The following is an 18,928-nucleotide window of genomic DNA, read 5'->3' on the forward strand; positions in this document are numbered from 1 at the left end:
ACATCTTTTATCACTCCCGGGAGGTTTGTTGTTTGTGATGATTCAACATATCTTTCCCGGGTTTTAACTTTTCTATGCGGAGCATTTCATATAACTTAATTTAAACGACACCAATGTCATTTATATCACTGTATATAGGATTTTAACGAAGTTGATGTCGTTAAAATCCTATATATCTATAAAATTTATTTCAAGTTAATCTATTTTCTCTACTTAAACTGAATATACTGTACGTTCATCTTATCCATCAACAGTAAATAAGATAACTCTTCTTTAATTAGATCTTAATTATTATAATTTCTTCTACTCATTCTTGTTACTAGAATATCTTTTATAGCTTTATCACTAATTCTAATATCTTCACAAGAAGGAAAATCAATTAATTCACTATTTTTTAGAAAATATTTTTGACTTGTTAGTTTAATGCCTTTCTCTTAATCTATTGCTAACTAATTTCATCTAGTCCAATTATCAGACTTAAAAAAATTACGCATTTATTTTATAATCATCATCATATTAAAACTTCTTTCTAAATATAAAACCTTAAATAAAATATATCTATTTCTTTTTTCAAGATACTCTTAAGCTTCATACTTCATTATTTTTATGCAGTTTTGTTGAATCTTTTCCAAATAACTTTTTAGATTTTTTCTCTCTTCTCCTGTTAAACCTTCTAATAATATATTTTCAGTTTTCTCATGGATAGGCCATAATTTTGCCAATAAATCTTCTCCAGCCTTAGTAATTTCAATCTCTTCATACTCTTTTTTGATTAATTTATTTTCATATAAAGGACTAATGAACTTTTCCATCCTATCTCCAAAATATCCAAACTGCTCCTCAATCTGCTCTTCATTCATCTGCGACTTTCTTTTTAATACCATTAAAAATATGATCTGATCCCCACTAAACTCACTTATCTCCTTTAATTTAATATCAAAAGCTCTTCTAATCAGCTTTGAAGTCACACTAACTTCTCTTCCTAAACTAGATATAATCTTTTCTGCTAACATTGTTAAAACCTCCTTTAATCTTAATTCATAAATACTAATTCCAGTAGCCACTCCTACATTAAGAGATTCAACTCCTGTATGCATTGGTATTTGAACAATATGGTCAGCGGCTTCTAAAACTTCATTACAAACCCCCGCACTCTCATTGCCAATTACTAAAGCTATCGGCTTTTTATCCAACTCAACTGTAGATTGTAATGATTTTCCATAAGGGCTTGTAGCAACTATTTGATATCCTTTTTCTTTCAAAAAAGCAACTGCTGTTTGTGGAGTTTTATATCGCTTGAAGTTTACTTTAAAAGCAGTTCCACGAGAAGCATCAATAGTTTTAGGTATATAAGGATCAAAATCATCATTAGTTGTAATAAAATCATTAATTCCATATGCCTTGCCAGTTCTAATTATAGTTCCTATATTCCCATGGTCTTTAACATCATCTAATAATAGAACAAAGTCATCAAAATCATCATTATTAGGGGTAGCTTCAGCCACTCCAACACAAGGAATTAAATAATTTGTTTCAGTAATCTTCTTTAAAATCCCATTGGAAGTTTGATAAATAGGAGATGAGAAACCACTATAATCATCTACATTTTGATCTTCACTGATAAAGATACTCTTTATCTTAAGTCCAGCATATTTAGCCCATATCAACTGCTCCAAACTGCGCAATTGTATTTTATTTTTAAGAATTCTTTTCTTACTACTTGATAATTCTCTTGCTTCTTGGACTAACGGGTTTTTTAATTTATCAATCTTGTTTATCATTATTTTTGCCTCCATAAATTTTTATTAAGATGATTAGCTTAAGCTTAATTTATGTAAAATATTTCAAGAGTGTAATATCTTAATTAAGCTCTACAATTAGCTATCGTTGATATATTTTTAACAGTAATAGCCATCCTAATTTAATTAGACCTTTTTGAAAAGATTAAAATTATTAATCAGAAATTTTTCTTCTCTTCTAAAAAATCTAATCTTAATACTATTGATACTATTATAATTAAATACTTTATTCCTTTTATTTTCTATATAAAAGTTTATTTACCTCCAAAAATATCCATAAAACTCAAAATTATCACTTCTTATCAAGACAGATATTATAGTACTATAGTATAAATTAAATTTATAAATACTAAACTACAAATTACAAACTAACCTTTATCTTTTTATTTCCAAAAGCTATTGATATAAAAACGAAGAAACATTTAACTTTTATCATTCTTTATAACTATTGGCTTGCCATAGTTTCTTATATTCTATCTAAACTAAAAACATCTAGACCTAGGTCTAGATGTTTTTAGTAAGAAATTTAAGATTTTATGAAGAGTTAACTTCTTCTTTCTTGTGTAAATTAATAGATATTTCTTGAGCTTTTGTTTATGAGATCACCTTTCCCTGATGTAGAGAATACCTAATAGTAAACTATCTTCTAATGATATCATATTCATTTTCATCAGATAGTATAATTTTTCCTGCTACTATTCCAAGAAGTTTAACACTATTATAAGTAATTAAGTTAGTTATTTCATAATAGCCCATTAACTGACAGATATAAACCCTCAATATAATATATTTCCTATTTCTATCAGATAAATATATCTCTATTAAGAAAATATTTCTTATAATAGCATGAATATTTCGCTAAACATCAAAAATACCATATAAGAATATAATCCCAATTTACCATTAGTTACTTTCCTGCAAAATCTCTCTTTATATATAAGAATTCCATAATCTCTATCTTTAAACCTTAAACTTCTCCACTAAAGTTTGTATTTCTTCGGCCATAACTGCTAATTGTTGGGATGAATTAGCCACTTCATCAGACATCCCCTTGACATCCCTAGATGAACTCATAATAATATCAGTATCATCTGCTAACTTTTGGGTAGCTAGAGCTGTTTGCTCAATTTGTGCTGAAGTCTTTTCAGTAAAATCTTCTATTATTCTAAATAACTCACCACTCTTATCGGCCATTTTTTGACCTAAGCTGGCTTTATCTTCTACTTCTTCAATTGCCCTTAAACCATTTTCTGCTTGTTCTTGGGTCTGATTAACTAAAGCAGATATCTCTTCTGTAGCCTTAGCAGTTTCTTCTGCTAAAGTTCTAATTTCCTCAGCAACCACTGCAAATCCTTGACCATGTTCTCCTGCTCTAGCCGCTTCAATAGCAGCATTTAAAGCTAATAAATTAGTCTGATCAGCTATATTAGTAATTAACTCAATAATTCGACCTATCTTTTCAGAATTTAATTCAAGGTTATTAATAATCTTAACAGTCTTTGCTACAGAATTATTAACATCTTTGATACTATTAACAGTATCTTCAATCTTTTGACTACCTAATTGAGTTTGAGAGCTACTTTCTTCAGCCAACCCTGTAACCTCTTGAGTACCACTAGAAATCTGTTGGATGCTTGAGGACATACCTTCAATTAATTGATCAGTTGAATCAATACTAGCACTCCCCTCTTCTGCTGCTGCTGATAATTCTTGGCTATGTGCTGATAGATCTTCTGCATTATTTTTTAATTGAAGAATAATATTATATAGCTCATCCATAAAGGCATTAAACCAATAACCCAACTTTCCAATTTCATCTTTAGAATTAACCTCAATTCTTCTAGTTAGATCCCCACCACTTTGAGCCATCTCTTTTAAGAATTTAACAACTCTAAGCACTGGTTTAGTAATTATTCGAGTAACTATAACTGCAAATGTAATTCCAAAAGCTACTCCTAGTAGAAGAATCAATAGTAACTGTTTAACTCCTGAACTAACTGACTCTTCTATCTCATTATTCTTCCTTAGAGCCAAATTATTGAGTTTAGTTGATACCTGATCACCTAAGTTAACCATAATTTCTTTTTGTTCATCCTTTATCTTTTCACTTGTTACAATATCATTAAAAGAATCTCTTCCAACCTTTAAGGATACTAATAACTGCTCTGCTCTTTCAATATCTGAGCTTTCTTTAAAGACTCTTCTTAATCTATTTAGTTCTTCTTCAGCTTTATCAAAATAATTTAAAGCCTGATTAATATACTCATCTTGTCTATCATCATTAGCAAAGTTTATTACTAAATTTCTTTCCTGCTTGCCAATTTCATTGATATATTTAATTAAGTCTTGAATTATATTGATACTTTCCTCTTTAGCTTCTATAATCTCTATATCCTCATTTTCTTCAATTGCAGAATCTAATTCTTGATCCTGCAATTTAAATAATTGATATAATGGTTGAACTATAGCTGATTCTTTATTTAAAAATATCTTTCTATATTCTTGCTGCCTATAAGTTGTATTAGCATAGTTATTAAAGGCACCTTTGAAACTAGCAACTAATTGATTTACTCTTTCCATTTCTGCTTTCTCAACTTCTATCTCCATCTGATTTTGAATTTGTAATATCTTCTTTTCAAGTTTAGCCAATGAATTATTAATCTCTGTTCCTTTCTGTTTATTACCAGTCCTCATAAATTTAACCTCATCTATTCTAATCTTCAGCATTAATTTTAATATCTCGTTAGCTCCATCACCAATATCAACCTTATGAGAAACTAGTCTTAAACTTGAATAACCTACCAAAACCATTAAAGAACTTAAAATAATTAAAACTATAAAACTACTAGCAAGTTTGACGGATATACTTGAATCTTTCAACTTTTTCATCATATTTTATATCTCCTTTTCTCTTTAATTACAATAGTTTAATATTATATATTAAGACCTTCTTATTAGAATTGCATATCATTATCAATTTTCCTGCTTAAAAAATAATTTTTTTAATTTATATAGGTGAAAATTATAATAAAAAATAAAAAAAGCACTCAGACTAGTCTGAGTGCTTTTTGACAAACTTAATTTAAATTTTAAATAAATAAAACTTTTAAACTTCAAATTCTGAAATAATACTCTGAAGTTTTTGAGCCATTATTGCTAATTCTTGAGAAGAATTAGTCACTTCATGGGACATATTACTAATCTCATTAGCAGCATCCATTATATCATTACTATTTTGAGCTAAACTTTGAGTAGAAGCTGCCGTCTGTTGAATATGTGCTGAAGTCTGTTGACTAGACTCCTCTATTTCTTCAAAAACAGCATCAGTTTCTTTGGCTATATTCTTTCCTTCTTTAGCTTTAGCCTCTACCTTTGTAATTGAATCTATACCACCCTTTGTCTGTTGCTGAGTTCCCTTGACTAAGCTACTTATATCATCAGTTGCCTTAGATGTCTCTTCAGCTAATTCTCTAATTTCATCGGCTACTACGGCAAAGCCCTGACCATGTTCACCAGCTCTAGCAGCCTCTATAGCTGCATTTAAAGCTAATAGATTCGTTTGCTCTGCAATATTAGTAATTAATTCTACAATCTGTCCTATCTCTTCTGAAGTATTATCTAATTCATGCATTACCTTTACTGTCTTTTCTACTGCATCATTAATCTCATTAATACTATTGACTGTATTCTCAATATTCTCTCTACCTACATTGGTTTGAGCATTAGCTTCTTCAGCAAAACTAGTTACTTCTTGAGCACTAGCAGAAATCTGTTGAATACTAGCAGACATCTTTTCAATCAATTCATTAGTTGTCTCTATCGTAGCATTACCCTCTTCTGCACTAGCAGATAGTTCTTCACTATAAGCTGATAAATTCTCTATTGAATCTACTAAACCAACTATCAAATTCTTTAAATTATCCTTCATCTGATTAAAGTTTAGCTCTAATAGACCAATCTCATCTTTTCTATCAATATCAATGTTTTCTGTTAAATTACCATTGGCTACTTTCTTCATTCTTTCAATTAGATCTTTAATTGGTAATAACAATAACCTATTAATAACTAGATAAATTATAAAGCTTAATATCACTATAACAGCAACACTAAATATAATAATTTTATTTGTTAATGCTCCTCTAGCAGCATAAACTTCTTTAAACGTTTGCTGACCAAAAATAATCGCATTTATCCTATCAAGCTTAACATAAGAAGCTAGCTTTTCTTCTTTAGTATCAATATCTTCATACTCTAAGGAACCTATACCTTGCTCCCATAACGGTTTGATCTTGAAATCTCGATTGAGGTCATACCCCTCTTCTACTAATTTATATTTAGGGTGAGCCAGCATCTTTCCACTTTTAGCTACCATATATGCATAACCTGTGTTACCTATCTTCTTTTCATCTATTTTGTTACTTAATTTTTCTAAGCTTACATCAATTCCTAATACTCCAATAAAGTTCCCTGCTTTATCATAATGGGGAATAGCTACAGTAATTACAGGTTTCTTAGTATTAGCATCTAAATAAATATCAGTCCAAATCAGCTTATCCTCTGATGTAGCTTTTTTATACCAAGGTCTTGTTCTAGGGTCATAATTACTAAAATCAGCATCAGGATAAGCAATCATATCTCCTTTATTAGTTCCTAAATAAATAAAAGCAAAATCTGAGTACTCCTTTTTGATCTCTTCAAACCTTTCTTTCATCAAATCCAAATTATTACTTTCTAACTCTGTTTCACTATTAACTAAGCGCACAATGTGCTCTATCCCAATTAAATATTCATTAAATTCACTTTTTAATCCTTTTGCTACTTCTAAGTTTCTAGTCTTTGTTAATTGAGTTACCTCTTTATCAACAGATTTATTAATTATTACCCCTAAGATAAACATAGCAAAAATTAAAAATAAAATTATTATTCCATTAACCTTAGTTGTTAAACTATTTTTAAGAAGAATGTCCTTTCTTTTTTTATCTTTGTTATTGAAGTTCATTATAATTTCCTCCTCTACTTCTATTAATTGCTTTATTAGTCATTATTCTAGATAAAACTCTAACAACCTTCTTTGTTTTCATGGGAAATATTGTTTATAATTAGCTAGCTTCAAAAAAATATTTTAATGACTATTGAAGCTTAATTTACCTCTAATTAATATAATTTCCCAAACTATAATTTTCTAAAATATTATGATTTTTTAGCAAATTTTATTAATTAATATCTTTTTTAACTAAATTACAAAATAAAACACAACATATTTAATATTAACAAAAATTAGTTGGAAAATCTACTGTTAATATAAATTTGAAATATTCTGAATTCGAGCAGCCAATCTCCTACTAATTCTTCTGATATTAACTCTAATTTCAAATCAAAAATATTATTTGATTTATATAATTAGATTCTAAATTCAGTTTCAAATTGAAAATCTAATTATTTTGTAGCTCTGTTGAATTAATACTATTAATTAATAGAAAATAATGTTTTCGCTCATATAATCTGAAATAAATTTATCAAACTCTTATCTATTCCTTCCATTTCATCATCTAATAAATCATTTGCTTCGGCTTTAATTTTCATCTTGTCTTTTAATCTATTTATTTCTTTTAACTTATCCTATATTAATAAGCAACACTTTTAGATATAATAATAATTATGCCAACTTATTGTAATGCAAATATATTGCCAAGTATTAGCAATAGCTAGTTTGAATTTCAAAGCTTAAACTATGAATTAAGATTTAATTTATGTTAATAATACACTAATGAAAGCTTAACTTAATTATCTTATAAAAGGAGGTGCTATGATGTTCAAATTATTAAAAAGATTCTTAACTAGCAATAATAAAGAAACTAGTCTCCCACGTCATAAGCCACTCTTAAAAGAAAATATAGAAGATAATATCGACCTATTTGAAGACATTTTCAATAATGATGAAAGTATTAATTATCGCAGTTTTGAAAGTGATGATAATCTTAAATACTGTTTAATCTTTGCAAGTTCTGTAAGTAATCAAAATTTAATTAATAGAGATATTTTAAAGCCTCTAATGGAGAATAAAGCAAAAAATAAAATAAGTTCTACTGAAGAATTAAAAACTTTAATAACTCAGATCATTCCTTCTAGTAAGATAGAAAGAATATCTGATATTGATAAACTTGTAGGATCGATCTTATATGGAGATACTTTATTATTGGTTGATGGTATTAAAGAAGCTTTATTAATAGAGACTAAAGAATGGAAAATTAGAGCTATTGAGGAGCCAGTAACAGAAAAAGTAGTTAAAGGGCCACGGGAAGGTTTTAATGAATCAGCAATTATTAATATTTCTTTACTTAGAAGAAAACTTAAAACTCCAGATTTAAAATTCAAATTTAAAGAACTGGGATTAAGAACTAAAACTAATATTTGCATAGCCTATATCGATGACCTAGTTAATAAAAAGATACTGAAAGAATGTATTAAAAGAATTGATGAAATAAAGATAGATGGAATCTTAGACTCTAATTATATCGATGAACTGATTAAAGATTCTCCATTTTCCCCTTTTAGAACGATTGGATATACTGAAAGACCAGATGTTGCAGTAGCTAAATTATTAGAGGGCAGGATTATAATTATAGTAGATGGAACACCAATTGTCTTAACCTTACCTTTTTTATTTCTAGAACATTTTCAAGTTAATGAAGATTATTATCAGAATTTCTTTTTTGGTAGCTTTAATAGATGGCTGAGATATTTAGGCTTCTTCTTAACTATCAGTACACCTGCTATCTATCTAGCCTTTGCTACCTTTCACCAAGAGATGATTCCAACCCCTTTACTATTAAGCATCACAGCTGCTAGAGAAGGTGTCCCCTTTCCTACAATAGTTGAAGCCTTGATCATGATGGTATTATTTGAAATTTTAAGAGAAGCAGGAGTAAGATTACCAGAACCTGTGGGAGGGGCTATTAGTATTGTAGGGGCTTTAGTCTTAGGTCAAGCTGCTGTTAATGCTAGATTTGCTAGTGCACCAATAGTAATCATCATTGCAGTTACTGCAATAGCCTCTTTTTTGAACTATAAGATGGCTGGATCTTTAATCATGGTTAGAATATTATTTTTACTCTTAGCTTCAGTATTGGGATTATATGGCTATCTTTTTGGGGTGATGGGATTATTTATCCACTTGATGTCTATACGTAGCTTTGGAATTCCTTATATGCTAAATCTAAACTCTTATCACAGCCAAGATGTCAAAGATACTGCTCTTAGAGCACCTTGGTGGTATATGAATTATCGCCCTAAACTACTAAGTAATGAAGATCTATTAAGAGAAAGAAGTGACCAGGATGAATAAAGATAAGATAATTAATTTCTCTTCAATATTAATATTAACTTTACTTCTAAGCGGTTGTTGGAATTATAAGGAGGTTAATAATCTATCAATTGTCTCAGGAGTAGCAGTAGACTTGGATAAAGAAGATAATAAATATATTGTTTCAGTAGAAAATATAGTTCCTAAAGGAGGGACTGAAATAAAACTAGAATCTGAAGTTATCTCACTCAAGGGAGATACTATCTTTGAAGCAATACGAGATTTGATTATGAAAAATGCTAAGAGATTATATTGGAGCCATGCTACTGTGGCTATTTTCAGTGAAGAGCTGGCTAAAGATGGATTAATCTCTGCTTTAGACTTTTTTTATCGTGATTCTGAAGTCAGAGCAGATATGTACTTATTAATAGCAAATGAGAATAGTGCTAAAGATCTTTTTTATAGTAAGATTAAGCTTCATACTACTAGTTCCATCCATTTAGCTAAAATGATGCAGGCCCAAGGAAGTGTCGGCAAATTTGAAGCAGTAGAGCTATGGGAATTTCAAGATGCTTTAATTCAAAAAGGAATCAGCCCTGTCATTCCCCTAGTTAAGTTAGCAGTTCAAAAAGAAGAAAAAATACCAAAAGTAATTGGGATGGCAGTCTTTAAAGATGATAAGATGGTAGGTAAACTTGATGAGATAGAAAGTAGAAGCTTATTATTTCTTAAGAATCAATTATCAGGTGGCATCATTGTAATTAAAGATATAGCTAATAGTAACGCTAAGGTCACCTTAGAGATCTTTGACAATCAAACAAATATAAAACCAGTAATTCGTAAAGGAGAAATCATAATGCAAATTAATATAGAAACTAATGTAGGAGTAGCAGAAATAACTAAAAATATCGATGTAATTAGTAAAGAAGGTAGAAAAAAACTAAAAGAAGCTGCAGAAAAATTAATTAAATATCAAGTCAACACCTTGATTAATAAGGTAGAAAAGAATTATCAAAGTGATATTTTTGGTTTTGGTGAAAAAATTAGAATGGAAATACCTCAAAAATGGAAAGAGATCGAAAAAGAATGGGAGACAAGATTTTCAAGCCTTAACTATGAAACTAGAGTTGAAGTAAATATTAGAAGTAGTGCCTTAACTTCTAAACCAATTTTATTAGGTGAGTAACTATGAATAGAATTTTAATTATAATAGCCTATATTATTATAGCTTTGCTAGAGATACCAGCTTTAATGAAAGAAACGAATAAAAGAGAGTTAATTTTATACTCTCTTTTATTTTCTAGCTCTTTAGCTTTTAGTATATTATTGGGATTAGAAATTAAGCTTATTGATCCTGCAAAAATAATAGAAAACATAGTTAAATTAATAATCTAATAGAATTATTAAACTGCTTAAATAGATATACATAAGAGGTGATTAACTATGCAAAAAGAAATAATTTCTGATAAACAAGGTATATCTTTGGTAATAATGTTCATAATAGGAATTTCATCAATTATAGTAACAGGAATAGAGGCAAAAGAAGACATTATTTATTCATTCTTATTAGCACTTTTAGCAGCTATAGTGATGGCTTTAGTTTATATTAGAATTACCTCACTCTTTCCTAGAAAAGACTTATTTGATATTCTAAATAGTTGTTTTGGCAAAGTCTTTGCTTCTATAATCACACTCTTATATATCTGGTTTAGCTTTCATTTGAGCTCATTAATTCTCAGAGATTTTGGAGAATTTTATATTAATGTTGCAGCCCCTGAAACACCAATGATAGTTCCTGGGCTATTTATTACTATTTTAGCTATTTGGATAGTCAAAGAAGGAATCGAAGTTATTGGACGCTGGGCTGAATTCTTCTTACCCTTTTGTATTGGATTGATATTAATTATAGCAATCCTATTAATACCCCAAATGAATCTTAATAATATAAGACCTCAGTTATACCAAGGAATTACTCCAATTTTAAAGGGAGCTTTTGCTATCTTCTCTTTGCCCTTTGCCCAAATCATGATCTTTATGATGATCTTTTCTAACTTACAGAAGCAGAAATCTTATCGTAAAGTTTATTTTATGGGGCTATTGATAGGTGCAGGAATTTTGTTAATTAGCTCCTTAACTGATGTCTTAGTCTTAGGAGTAGTTAGAACTGCTAGAGTTTATTTTCCTACTTATTTGGCAGTAGCTAGATTAGATATTGGAAATTTTCTACAACGATTAGAGATCACAGTCTCTATTGTCTTTTTATTAAGCGGATTTGTAAAATTCGTTATTAACTTGTTAGCTACTTGCAAGGGGATTGCTAAGTTATTCAATTATGATGATTATAGATTTCTAGTTACCCCTGTAGCCTTAGGAGTATTAAACTTAAATTATCTATTAGCAGATAGTATCATGAGCTTTATAGAATGGAACATTATGATTGGGCCTTATTATGCTTTTTTCTTTCAAGTGATTTTACCACTTATAATTTGGATTGGAATAGAGATCAAAGTAGCTTCTAAGCCTTGATTTAAATAATTATATTTAGCTCTCTTTAAAACCTAAACTACAACTAATAAAAGTAATTTGATCTCTCTTAACTTATCTACTCTAACTTAAGTTTTCATCAATCAAGATTAAGAATAAATTATTATATTGTGATCTATGTCTAATGAATTTGGGGATAAAAAAACATCCCCTTTGGAGTACTTGAATATTTGAAGATAAACTTATAGATAGGGATTACGGAACTTCGGTAACTAGTTAGAAGTGAAAAGTAAGCAGTAAATAACTTAACTTGTCACCTATTACTAGTCACTCGTTACTATCTCTTTATACCCATTAATTTTTTCTTTAAACTTTAAAATCTGTATAATATCTAAAATTAAAAAATAATATATATTCCTGCTCAAAATTATTAATTATAATAATTCTTTAATCTTCTTTATAACAGCCTTTTTGGTATTTACTGCTAAAATTTCTTCTACAAAGTTATTTCTATTAAGTAATTTCAATAATCCTGATAAAGCAGGTAAATGTGATGTCTCATCTTCAGGTGCTAAGATAAAGATTAGATGTACTGGATCATAATCATGACCAAATTTGACTCCTTCTTTGATAACAGCCAGTCCTATGCTTTTAGCTATGACTCCATCTTCTGGCCTAGCATGTACTAAACTAATATGAGGGGCAATCACTACATAAGCTCCCTTATCTTCAATTATTTTAATTGTCTTCTTAATATAACTCTCTTTTATATAACCCTTGTTCAATAAAACTTCTCCTATTAAAGAAATTCCTTTCTTCCAATCATCTACTTCTTCTATTATTGATATCTTATCTATTGTTAATAATTTTAATAAATCTTCATCAATATTCTCTTTAGTATCTTGGTTAGTCTTTAAATCATCATAGACATTAATTCCTTTATATTCAAAGAAATCTTCTAAGGATTCTTTTAAAGCATTCTTATCTCCAATAATTGCTTCTTCTTCTATAACTTCGATTAATTCTTGAATATTAAAAGAATAATTCTCCGCGTCTTTAAAGTCATAGTTATCTTTAAGAACTTCTTTTTGATTATTGATAATTTTTCTGATCTTTTCCTTATCCTTTTGACTTAGTAGTGGATTAACCTCTAGTACTTCACATCCTTCAATATCTATTGGAATGGTTGTAATAATTAAATCAATATTAGCAAAATCAACTTCTCCACTCTCTAGTTGAAGTACAGAAAGAATATTAGAAATTTTAATCTCAGAAAATTCTTTTCTCAGTCTTGAAGCCAATAAATTACTTGTTCCCATTCCACTAGAACATACTAGGACTACTCTAAGAGATTTATTAGCACCTGTATACTTTTTCCTTTCAAAAGCAGCCCCAAAATGGAGTGCAATATAACCAATTTCATCAGCTGTAATATCTTTTTGTAGCTCACTTTGTAATATTTTAGCTGCTTTTTCAGCAGCTTTGTAGATCTTTTTATAGCGATTTTTAATATCTAATAGTAATGGGTTTTTTAGTGGTAAGTCATATTTAATCCGATTAATTGTGGGTTTTAAATGTAAAGCTAAACCAATTATTAACTGAGCATCATCAATTAATTCTAATCCCAAATAGTCCTCAGCTATCTTAACCATTTCCCTAGTTAAAACGATTAACTCTGGATCTAAATCATTCTCATTAAAATTGCTATAGTTATCTCCTTCTACTTTCTGCCATAACTTAGCACCCATTAAGTGTAAACTTATATACCCAATTTCTGAATCTGGAACCTTTATCTCAAATAGCTGTTCTACAATACTTCCTATCTTTTCTGCTATATTATATTCGTTACTCTTCTTAAGTAACTTTAATCGTTCAGCAGGTAAATGAATATCCTTTCCTTCTAATAATCTACTTATTGCTAATGATAAATGAACTAACAAACCTGCATAAGCACCATCAGCAAATTGAAATCCTAATTGTTTTTCTGCAAAAGAAATTACACTTTCAACCTTATTTAAATCAATACCAGAAATAAGTTTATCAAATTCAGTAAAAAAGCCTGGATTTAGATTTCTTGTTTTTAATGCTTTATTTTGAATCTGGCGTAAAAAATCAATTAATTCAGTTTCATCTGCTGTTTCTTCTAGAATATTTGTCATTGCATGTCTGAAATCTATTTCCGCTCCACAGATCTCTAAGCCATAATTAGTTTTACGAATCAACTCTAAATTATGCTTAGTCAACCACTTTTCAACTTCATTTAGATCTTTTATAATAGTTGATTTACTTATCTGTAGCATTAATTCTAACTCTTTAATAATGATTGCTTCATTGGCTTGAAATAATCTAAATAGAATTAAGCGCTGCCTTTCTTGGGGAGACAAAATTCGTTCAAAGCTGTGAATATCGATTAATTCTCTTCTAACTTTATTTAGCTCTGCTTCTTCTCCTTGCAGATAAACTCCTACCCGTGTTTTTCTGACTAAGCTAAGTTCATAAGAAGAAAGACTATCTTTAATATCATCTAGATCATATCTAATAGTTCTAGGACTAACCTCAAATTCATCTGCTAAATCTTTAATAGCAACTGGAGCTTGTTGATCAATTAAATAGTTCAATATTTGGCATGTTCGTGGCTTCAGACTCAACTTCTTACCCCCTTCTTTCTTATCATGCAAAAGGATAATAACCCTGTAGTCAAAAACTACAAGGCTATTATCATTTAAGATCCTTGATAAAGATTAGATTCTGTATAATCTATTTAGCTAATAACTCCTTAATTCCTTTAATAATGTCTAAATAACTAAGACCATACACTTTCTGTAAATAATCCAGCTTACCTACCTGCCCAAATCTATCTTGCACACCAATTCTCTTTAACTTAACTGGATAGTTCTCTGCTAATACCTCTGCTACTGCAGAGCCTAAACCATTGATAATATTATGATTTTCTGCAGTCAAAATTGCCCCTGTCTTTTGAGCATACTCAATGATCAACTCTTTATCAATTGGCTTAATCGTAAACATATCAATTACTGCCACTTCAATACCTTCTTCTTTTAAAGCTTTAGCTGCCTTTAAAGCTTCATAAACCATAATACCACTGGCAATAATAGTAGCATCTTTAGCATCAACTAATACATTCGCCTTTCCAATAGTAAATTCTGAGTTGTTTCGATAAATTTTATTGGCATTCTTTCTAATAGTCCTAATATAATGAATCCCTTTTTCATCTTTAACAGTTTTTAATACTGACTTCAACATAGTAGAATCACTAACTTCTATAACTTTCACCTTAGGAATAGCTCTCATAATTCCTAAATCTTCAAAAGGCATATGAGTTCCACCATTATGCTGAGCAGTTATCCCCGAGTCAGAAGCAATTATTTTAATGTTATTATCAGAGTAGGCACCAGATAAAAATACTTGATCATAAGCTCGTCTAGTAGCAAAAGATGCAAAGGTGTGTACAAAAGGTATCTTCCCTGTCATTGATAATCCTGCCGCTACTCCCATCATATTTGCTTCCATAATACCACAATTGATCATCTGTTTAGGAAACTTATCTTGAAAATCATTAGTCTTAATCGCTCCCATTAAATCAGCCTCTAAAGCAATAAGATCTTCATCTTTCTCAGCCATTTCACATAAGGTCTGACTATATACTTGGCGCATCTCTAGATCTTCTTTTAGGTTATCTTTAGCTAATTTAAACAAGGTCTTACCTCCTTAGGATTAATAATGAATAATTTAATTTAAAATCCTCAATAAAAATTATTGAGGATTTTAAATTAATCTCTTATTGATCTATGAAACTATCAATTGCCTTAATATCTTCATCATTAAAGCGCACATGATGATTTGATTCCATCTTTTCAAAGTAAGAAATCCCTTGTCCTTTAACCGTATCTAAAACAATAGCAACAGGTTTATCCTGTGATTTTGCCCAGTTAATCTTTTCATAAATTTCCTTAATTGAATCACCCTTAACTCTTTTAGCTAGAAATCCAAAACTTTCAAGCTTATTGACAAAATCAAAGGTCTGGCATATATCATCTGTTCTTCCATCAAGCTGTTTTTTATTCTCATCAATAAATAAGATGAAATTATCCAATTTTTGATGGGCTGCAAACATAATAGCCTCCCAACATTGCCCTTCATTTAATTCTCCATCTCCTACTATACAATAGGTATAGTTATTTAGAGATTTTAGTTTATTACCTAAAGCAATACCAACAGCTACAGAGATCCCCTGTCCTAAAGAACCAGTAGTAGCATCAACTCCAATAGTTAATAAGCGATCAGGATGACTTGGTAATTTAGTAGCATTTTGATTAAGAGTCTTTAACATTTCTAATGGAAAGTATCCTTTTAAAGCCAAAGTAGAATATAAAGCTGGTCCAGCATGGCCTTTGGATAATACAAAGTAATCTCTATCTTCCCAACTTGGATTTTTAGGATCAATTTGCATTATCTCACCATATAATACAGCTAAGGTTTCTATAATTGACATACTCCCACCAATATGACCAAAACCTAACTCCTTTAACTCCTGCAAAGTCTCTACTCTAATTTGATGAGCAAACTCCTCTAATTTTTTTATTTTTTGATCACTCATTAATCTATACCCTCCTAAATTTCCTCTGTGATTTCCTCCTGCTTAGCTTTGAATTTTATAGAAATTAAAGCAATAACAACAACTACTCCAACAATTATACTTGTTATCATACCTTTACTTAAGGAATCTGCCATCTTCCCTAAGATAATTCCAACTAAGCCAAAGTCAGCATCAGAAAATGTAGTATTAGCAAAACCTAAGCTTCCTAGTACAGGCATCAACATTACTGGTAGTGCAGTAATTAATAAACCATGAGAGAAGGCTCCTAAAACCGCTCCTCTTCTACCCCCTGTTGCATTACCAAATACACCTGCTGTAGCTCCACAGAAGAAGTGAGGTACCACCCCTGGCAAGATTAAAGTCCATTTTAGTTGACCTAAGATAAATAATCCTACAACTCCAGCAGCAAAACTGGATAAAAATCCAATTAATACAGCATTTTGAGCATATGGAAATACAATTGGACAATCTAGAGCAGGCTTAGCATCAGGAACTAATTTCTCAGAAATACCCTTAAAGGCTGGTACAATTTCTGCTAAAATAAGTCTTACACCTTGTAGGATTACAAATACCCCTGCTGCAAAGGTTATTGCTTGCAAGATTGCAAAGACAATAAAGTTCTGTCCGTCACTTAGATTACTTTCAACATAACTTGCTCCACTAGCAATAGCTACTATAATATATAACACTCCCATTGTTAATGAAATAGAGATTGAACTATCTCGCAAAAATCCTAAGTTCTTAGGTAAATCCATCTCCTCAGTAGATCTTGAGTCTTTTCCTACTAACTTACCAACCCAAGCAGATAATACATACCCAGTTGTGCCAAAATGGCCAAAGGCAATATTGTCATTACCAGTTATCTTTCTCATAGTTGGTTGGGCTAAAGCAGGAAATATAGCCATAACCAAACCTAAAGTTAAAGAACCTACCAAAATTAAATTAACTCCTGTAAATCCAGCCACTACTAAAATAACAGCAATCATACATGCCATATAAAAGGTGTGATGTCCAGTTAAAAAGATATATTTTAACCTTGTAAATCTAGCGATCAAAATATTAGCCAACATACCAAAGACCATAATTAATGCAGTAGCAGTACCATACTCTTCTAAGGCTAAAGCAACAATCGCCTCATTATTTGGTACAACTCCTTGAACATTAAATCCAGCTTGGAATAATTCTCCAAAAGGATTAAGAGCACCTACAAGAATTCCAGCCCCACCACCTAATACAATAAAACCTAATATAGTCTTTAAAGTTCCTTTAATCACATCTGAGGCCGATTTCTTTTGCAATAGTAAACCTACCAAAGCTATTACACCTACTAATATAGATGGCACACTTAAAATATCAACTAATAAATCTAACATTATACATCCCCCCCTTAAATTAATTTAGTCAACTAAAGTCTCTTCTAACTTCTGCTTTAACTCCTCTTTATCAATAATACTATCTAATGATATTACATTATTAAGATGTGGTGCACTATTGGCAATATCCTTGCCCATAACAAACCAATCTGCCACATCTTGAGTAGCTGATGCCAGATCTGAATGATCTACTTCTGCTTCAATACCTATCTCTGTTAAAACATCTTTAATATTCATCTCCAACATAAAGCTACTACCTAATCCTGAACCACAGACTGCTAATATTTTCATAGTAAAACCCCCTTATTAATTTATTTAGTAATAGATTCTTTTATATACTTAAATACTTCTAGTGAAGTAGTCTTATCAAAGATTTGATCAACAGCATTCTCCCTCATCAAAACTCTCATTAATTCTGATAAAGCACCCAAATGCCTATCTCTATCCAAGGCACAAAAAGCAAAAGCTATTTTTACAGGATCATTAGTTTCATGCCCAAATTCAACTGGAGTATCCAGGGTAACTAAACTCATTCCCAAATCCTTAACTCCATCTTCAGGCCTAGCATGTAAAATTGCTACCCCTTTTGCTATTACAATATAGGGGCCATTAACCTCTATCGACTTAATCATTGCATCTATATATTCACTTTTAATCAGATCATCTTTTAAAAGCATATTTCCAGTTTTTCTAGTAAGATCACGCCAATTTTCTGCTCGAACTTTAGTGGCTATACGTTCTTGAGATAATAGCTCTAATAACATCTTCATCCACTCCTTCCTAAAAATCAAATCTCAACTTAACTCTTTTCTGTTACTTCTATTTTACAAGCTATAAAGCAGAGATTCAATCTATCATTGTTGCTTTTCTATTCTAAAAAATTGTGGCAAATTTATAATATTTACAATGAAATTATCGCTAAAACTATAATTATAATTTATAACTTACTTTTTAAAATTCTGAGTTAAATAATACCTTTATACTACTTAATAATAACTATAGGGATTAAGAGATTAATCTTCTATTTAAGCTAAAGATGATAATAGATCTTCTTAAGTTATTTATATTAATTCTATAACTAAAAAACAATGATTAATTAGTTCATTTTCTTTCTAAGTAATTATGGCAAAAGCTATAAATTCAAAATATCTTTTACATTATTACCCATTTTAAAGATGAAGATAGCTCATAATTTGACCTTAATATTCTCCAGAGCCATAGATTAAACATTACTTTAATAGATCGATATAATATCACAAATCTCTTGTTCTCCTATAATTTATACAAAAACTAAAAAGAGATTGGCATAAATGCCAATCTCTATGATTTAATAGCTTACTTTTTCTTATTA

General features: G+C 30.0%; 14 protein-coding genes. 4 read left to right on the forward strand and 10 right to left on the reverse strand.

What is annotated here, in order from left to right; translation table 11 throughout:
* Positions 1–581: 581 nt before the first annotated feature.
* The 4 genes from OREMA_RS18340 to OREMA_RS0108415 all read right to left on the reverse strand — a co-directional run bounded on the left by OREMA_RS18340 (position 582) and on the right by OREMA_RS0108415 (position 6,798).
* Positions 582–1,781, reverse strand: a complete 1,200-nt coding sequence (locus OREMA_RS18340) for a TrmH family RNA methyltransferase (RefSeq protein WP_018248826.1) — start codon at positions 1,779–1,781, stop codon at positions 582–584.
* Between the two features lie 657 nt (positions 1,782–2,438).
* Positions 2,439–2,579 carry a hypothetical protein gene (locus OREMA_RS18835; RefSeq protein WP_018248827.1) on the reverse strand — a complete coding sequence of 47 codons (141 nt, stop codon included), beginning with the start codon at positions 2,577–2,579 and terminating at the stop codon, positions 2,439–2,441.
* Positions 2,580–2,759: 180 nt separating this feature from the next.
* The gene (locus tag OREMA_RS18345; protein ID WP_018248828.1) at positions 2,760–4,691 is read right to left on the reverse strand and encodes a methyl-accepting chemotaxis protein; all 1,932 of its coding nucleotides are present in this window, start codon (positions 4,689–4,691) and stop codon (positions 2,760–2,762) included.
* 214 nt (positions 4,692–4,905) lie between these two features.
* Positions 4,906–6,798, reverse strand: a complete 1,893-nt coding sequence (locus OREMA_RS0108415; protein WP_018248829.1) for a methyl-accepting chemotaxis protein — start codon at positions 6,796–6,798, stop codon at positions 4,906–4,908.
* Between the two features lie 810 nt (positions 6,799–7,608).
* Here OREMA_RS0108415 and OREMA_RS0108425 point away from each other — a divergent pair.
* The 4 genes from OREMA_RS0108425 to OREMA_RS0108440 are packed head-to-tail and all read left to right on the forward strand — an operon-like array spanning position 7,609 to position 11,628.
* Positions 7,609–9,144 (forward strand): spore germination protein, encoded by a 1,536-nt coding sequence (locus OREMA_RS0108425; protein WP_018248831.1) that lies wholly within the window; start codon positions 7,609–7,611, stop codon positions 9,142–9,144.
* The gene (locus OREMA_RS0108430) at positions 9,137–10,288 is read left to right on the forward strand and encodes a Ger(x)C family spore germination protein (RefSeq protein WP_018248832.1); all 1,152 of its coding nucleotides are present in this window, start codon (positions 9,137–9,139) and stop codon (positions 10,286–10,288) included. Before OREMA_RS0108425 ends, OREMA_RS0108430 begins: the two co-directional genes overlap by 8 nt.
* A 2-nt stretch (positions 10,289–10,290) precedes the next feature.
* On the forward strand, positions 10,291–10,497 hold the full coding sequence (locus tag OREMA_RS0108435; RefSeq protein WP_018248833.1) for a hypothetical protein: 207 nt from the start codon (positions 10,291–10,293) through the stop codon (positions 10,495–10,497).
* A 48-nt stretch (positions 10,498–10,545) separates the two neighbouring features.
* Entirely contained in the window at positions 10,546–11,628 is a 1,083-nt protein-coding gene (locus tag OREMA_RS0108440; RefSeq protein WP_018248834.1) for a GerAB/ArcD/ProY family transporter, read from the forward strand.
* A gap of 392 nt (positions 11,629–12,020) precedes the next feature.
* Here the strand turns inward: OREMA_RS0108440 and OREMA_RS0108445 are convergent, their stop codons facing one another.
* From OREMA_RS0108445 to OREMA_RS0108470, 6 genes are all read right to left on the reverse strand, one after another.
* On the reverse strand, positions 12,021–14,234 hold the full coding sequence (locus tag OREMA_RS0108445) for a BglG family transcription antiterminator (RefSeq protein ID WP_018248835.1): 2,214 nt from the start codon (positions 14,232–14,234) through the stop codon (positions 12,021–12,023).
* Between the two features lie 109 nt (positions 14,235–14,343).
* The gene (locus OREMA_RS0108450) at positions 14,344–15,261 is read right to left on the reverse strand and encodes a transketolase family protein (RefSeq protein WP_051076775.1); all 918 of its coding nucleotides are present in this window, start codon (positions 15,259–15,261) and stop codon (positions 14,344–14,346) included.
* Between the two features lie 124 nt (positions 15,262–15,385).
* Positions 15,386–16,204: a transketolase gene (locus tag OREMA_RS0108455; protein ID WP_018248837.1), complete on the reverse strand. Its 819-nt coding sequence runs from the start codon at positions 16,202–16,204 to the stop codon at positions 15,386–15,388.
* Between the two features lie 14 nt (positions 16,205–16,218).
* A complete protein-coding gene (locus OREMA_RS0108460; protein ID WP_018248838.1) occupies positions 16,219–17,577 on the reverse strand; it encodes a PTS ascorbate transporter subunit IIC in 1,359 nt (452 codons plus the stop codon).
* A gap of 24 nt (positions 17,578–17,601) precedes the next feature.
* Positions 17,602–17,868 carry a PTS sugar transporter subunit IIB gene (locus OREMA_RS0108465; RefSeq protein WP_018248839.1) on the reverse strand — a complete coding sequence of 89 codons (267 nt, stop codon included), beginning with the start codon at positions 17,866–17,868 and terminating at the stop codon, positions 17,602–17,604.
* 20 nt (positions 17,869–17,888) lie between these two features.
* A complete protein-coding gene (locus OREMA_RS0108470) occupies positions 17,889–18,347 on the reverse strand; it encodes a PTS sugar transporter subunit IIA (protein ID WP_244871498.1) in 459 nt (152 codons plus the stop codon).
* Between the last annotated feature and the right edge of the window lie 581 nt (positions 18,348–18,928).

Source organism: Orenia marismortui DSM 5156 (assembly GCF_000379025.1).
Lineage (GTDB): Bacteria > Bacillota > Halanaerobiia > Halobacteroidales > Halobacteroidaceae > Orenia > Orenia marismortui.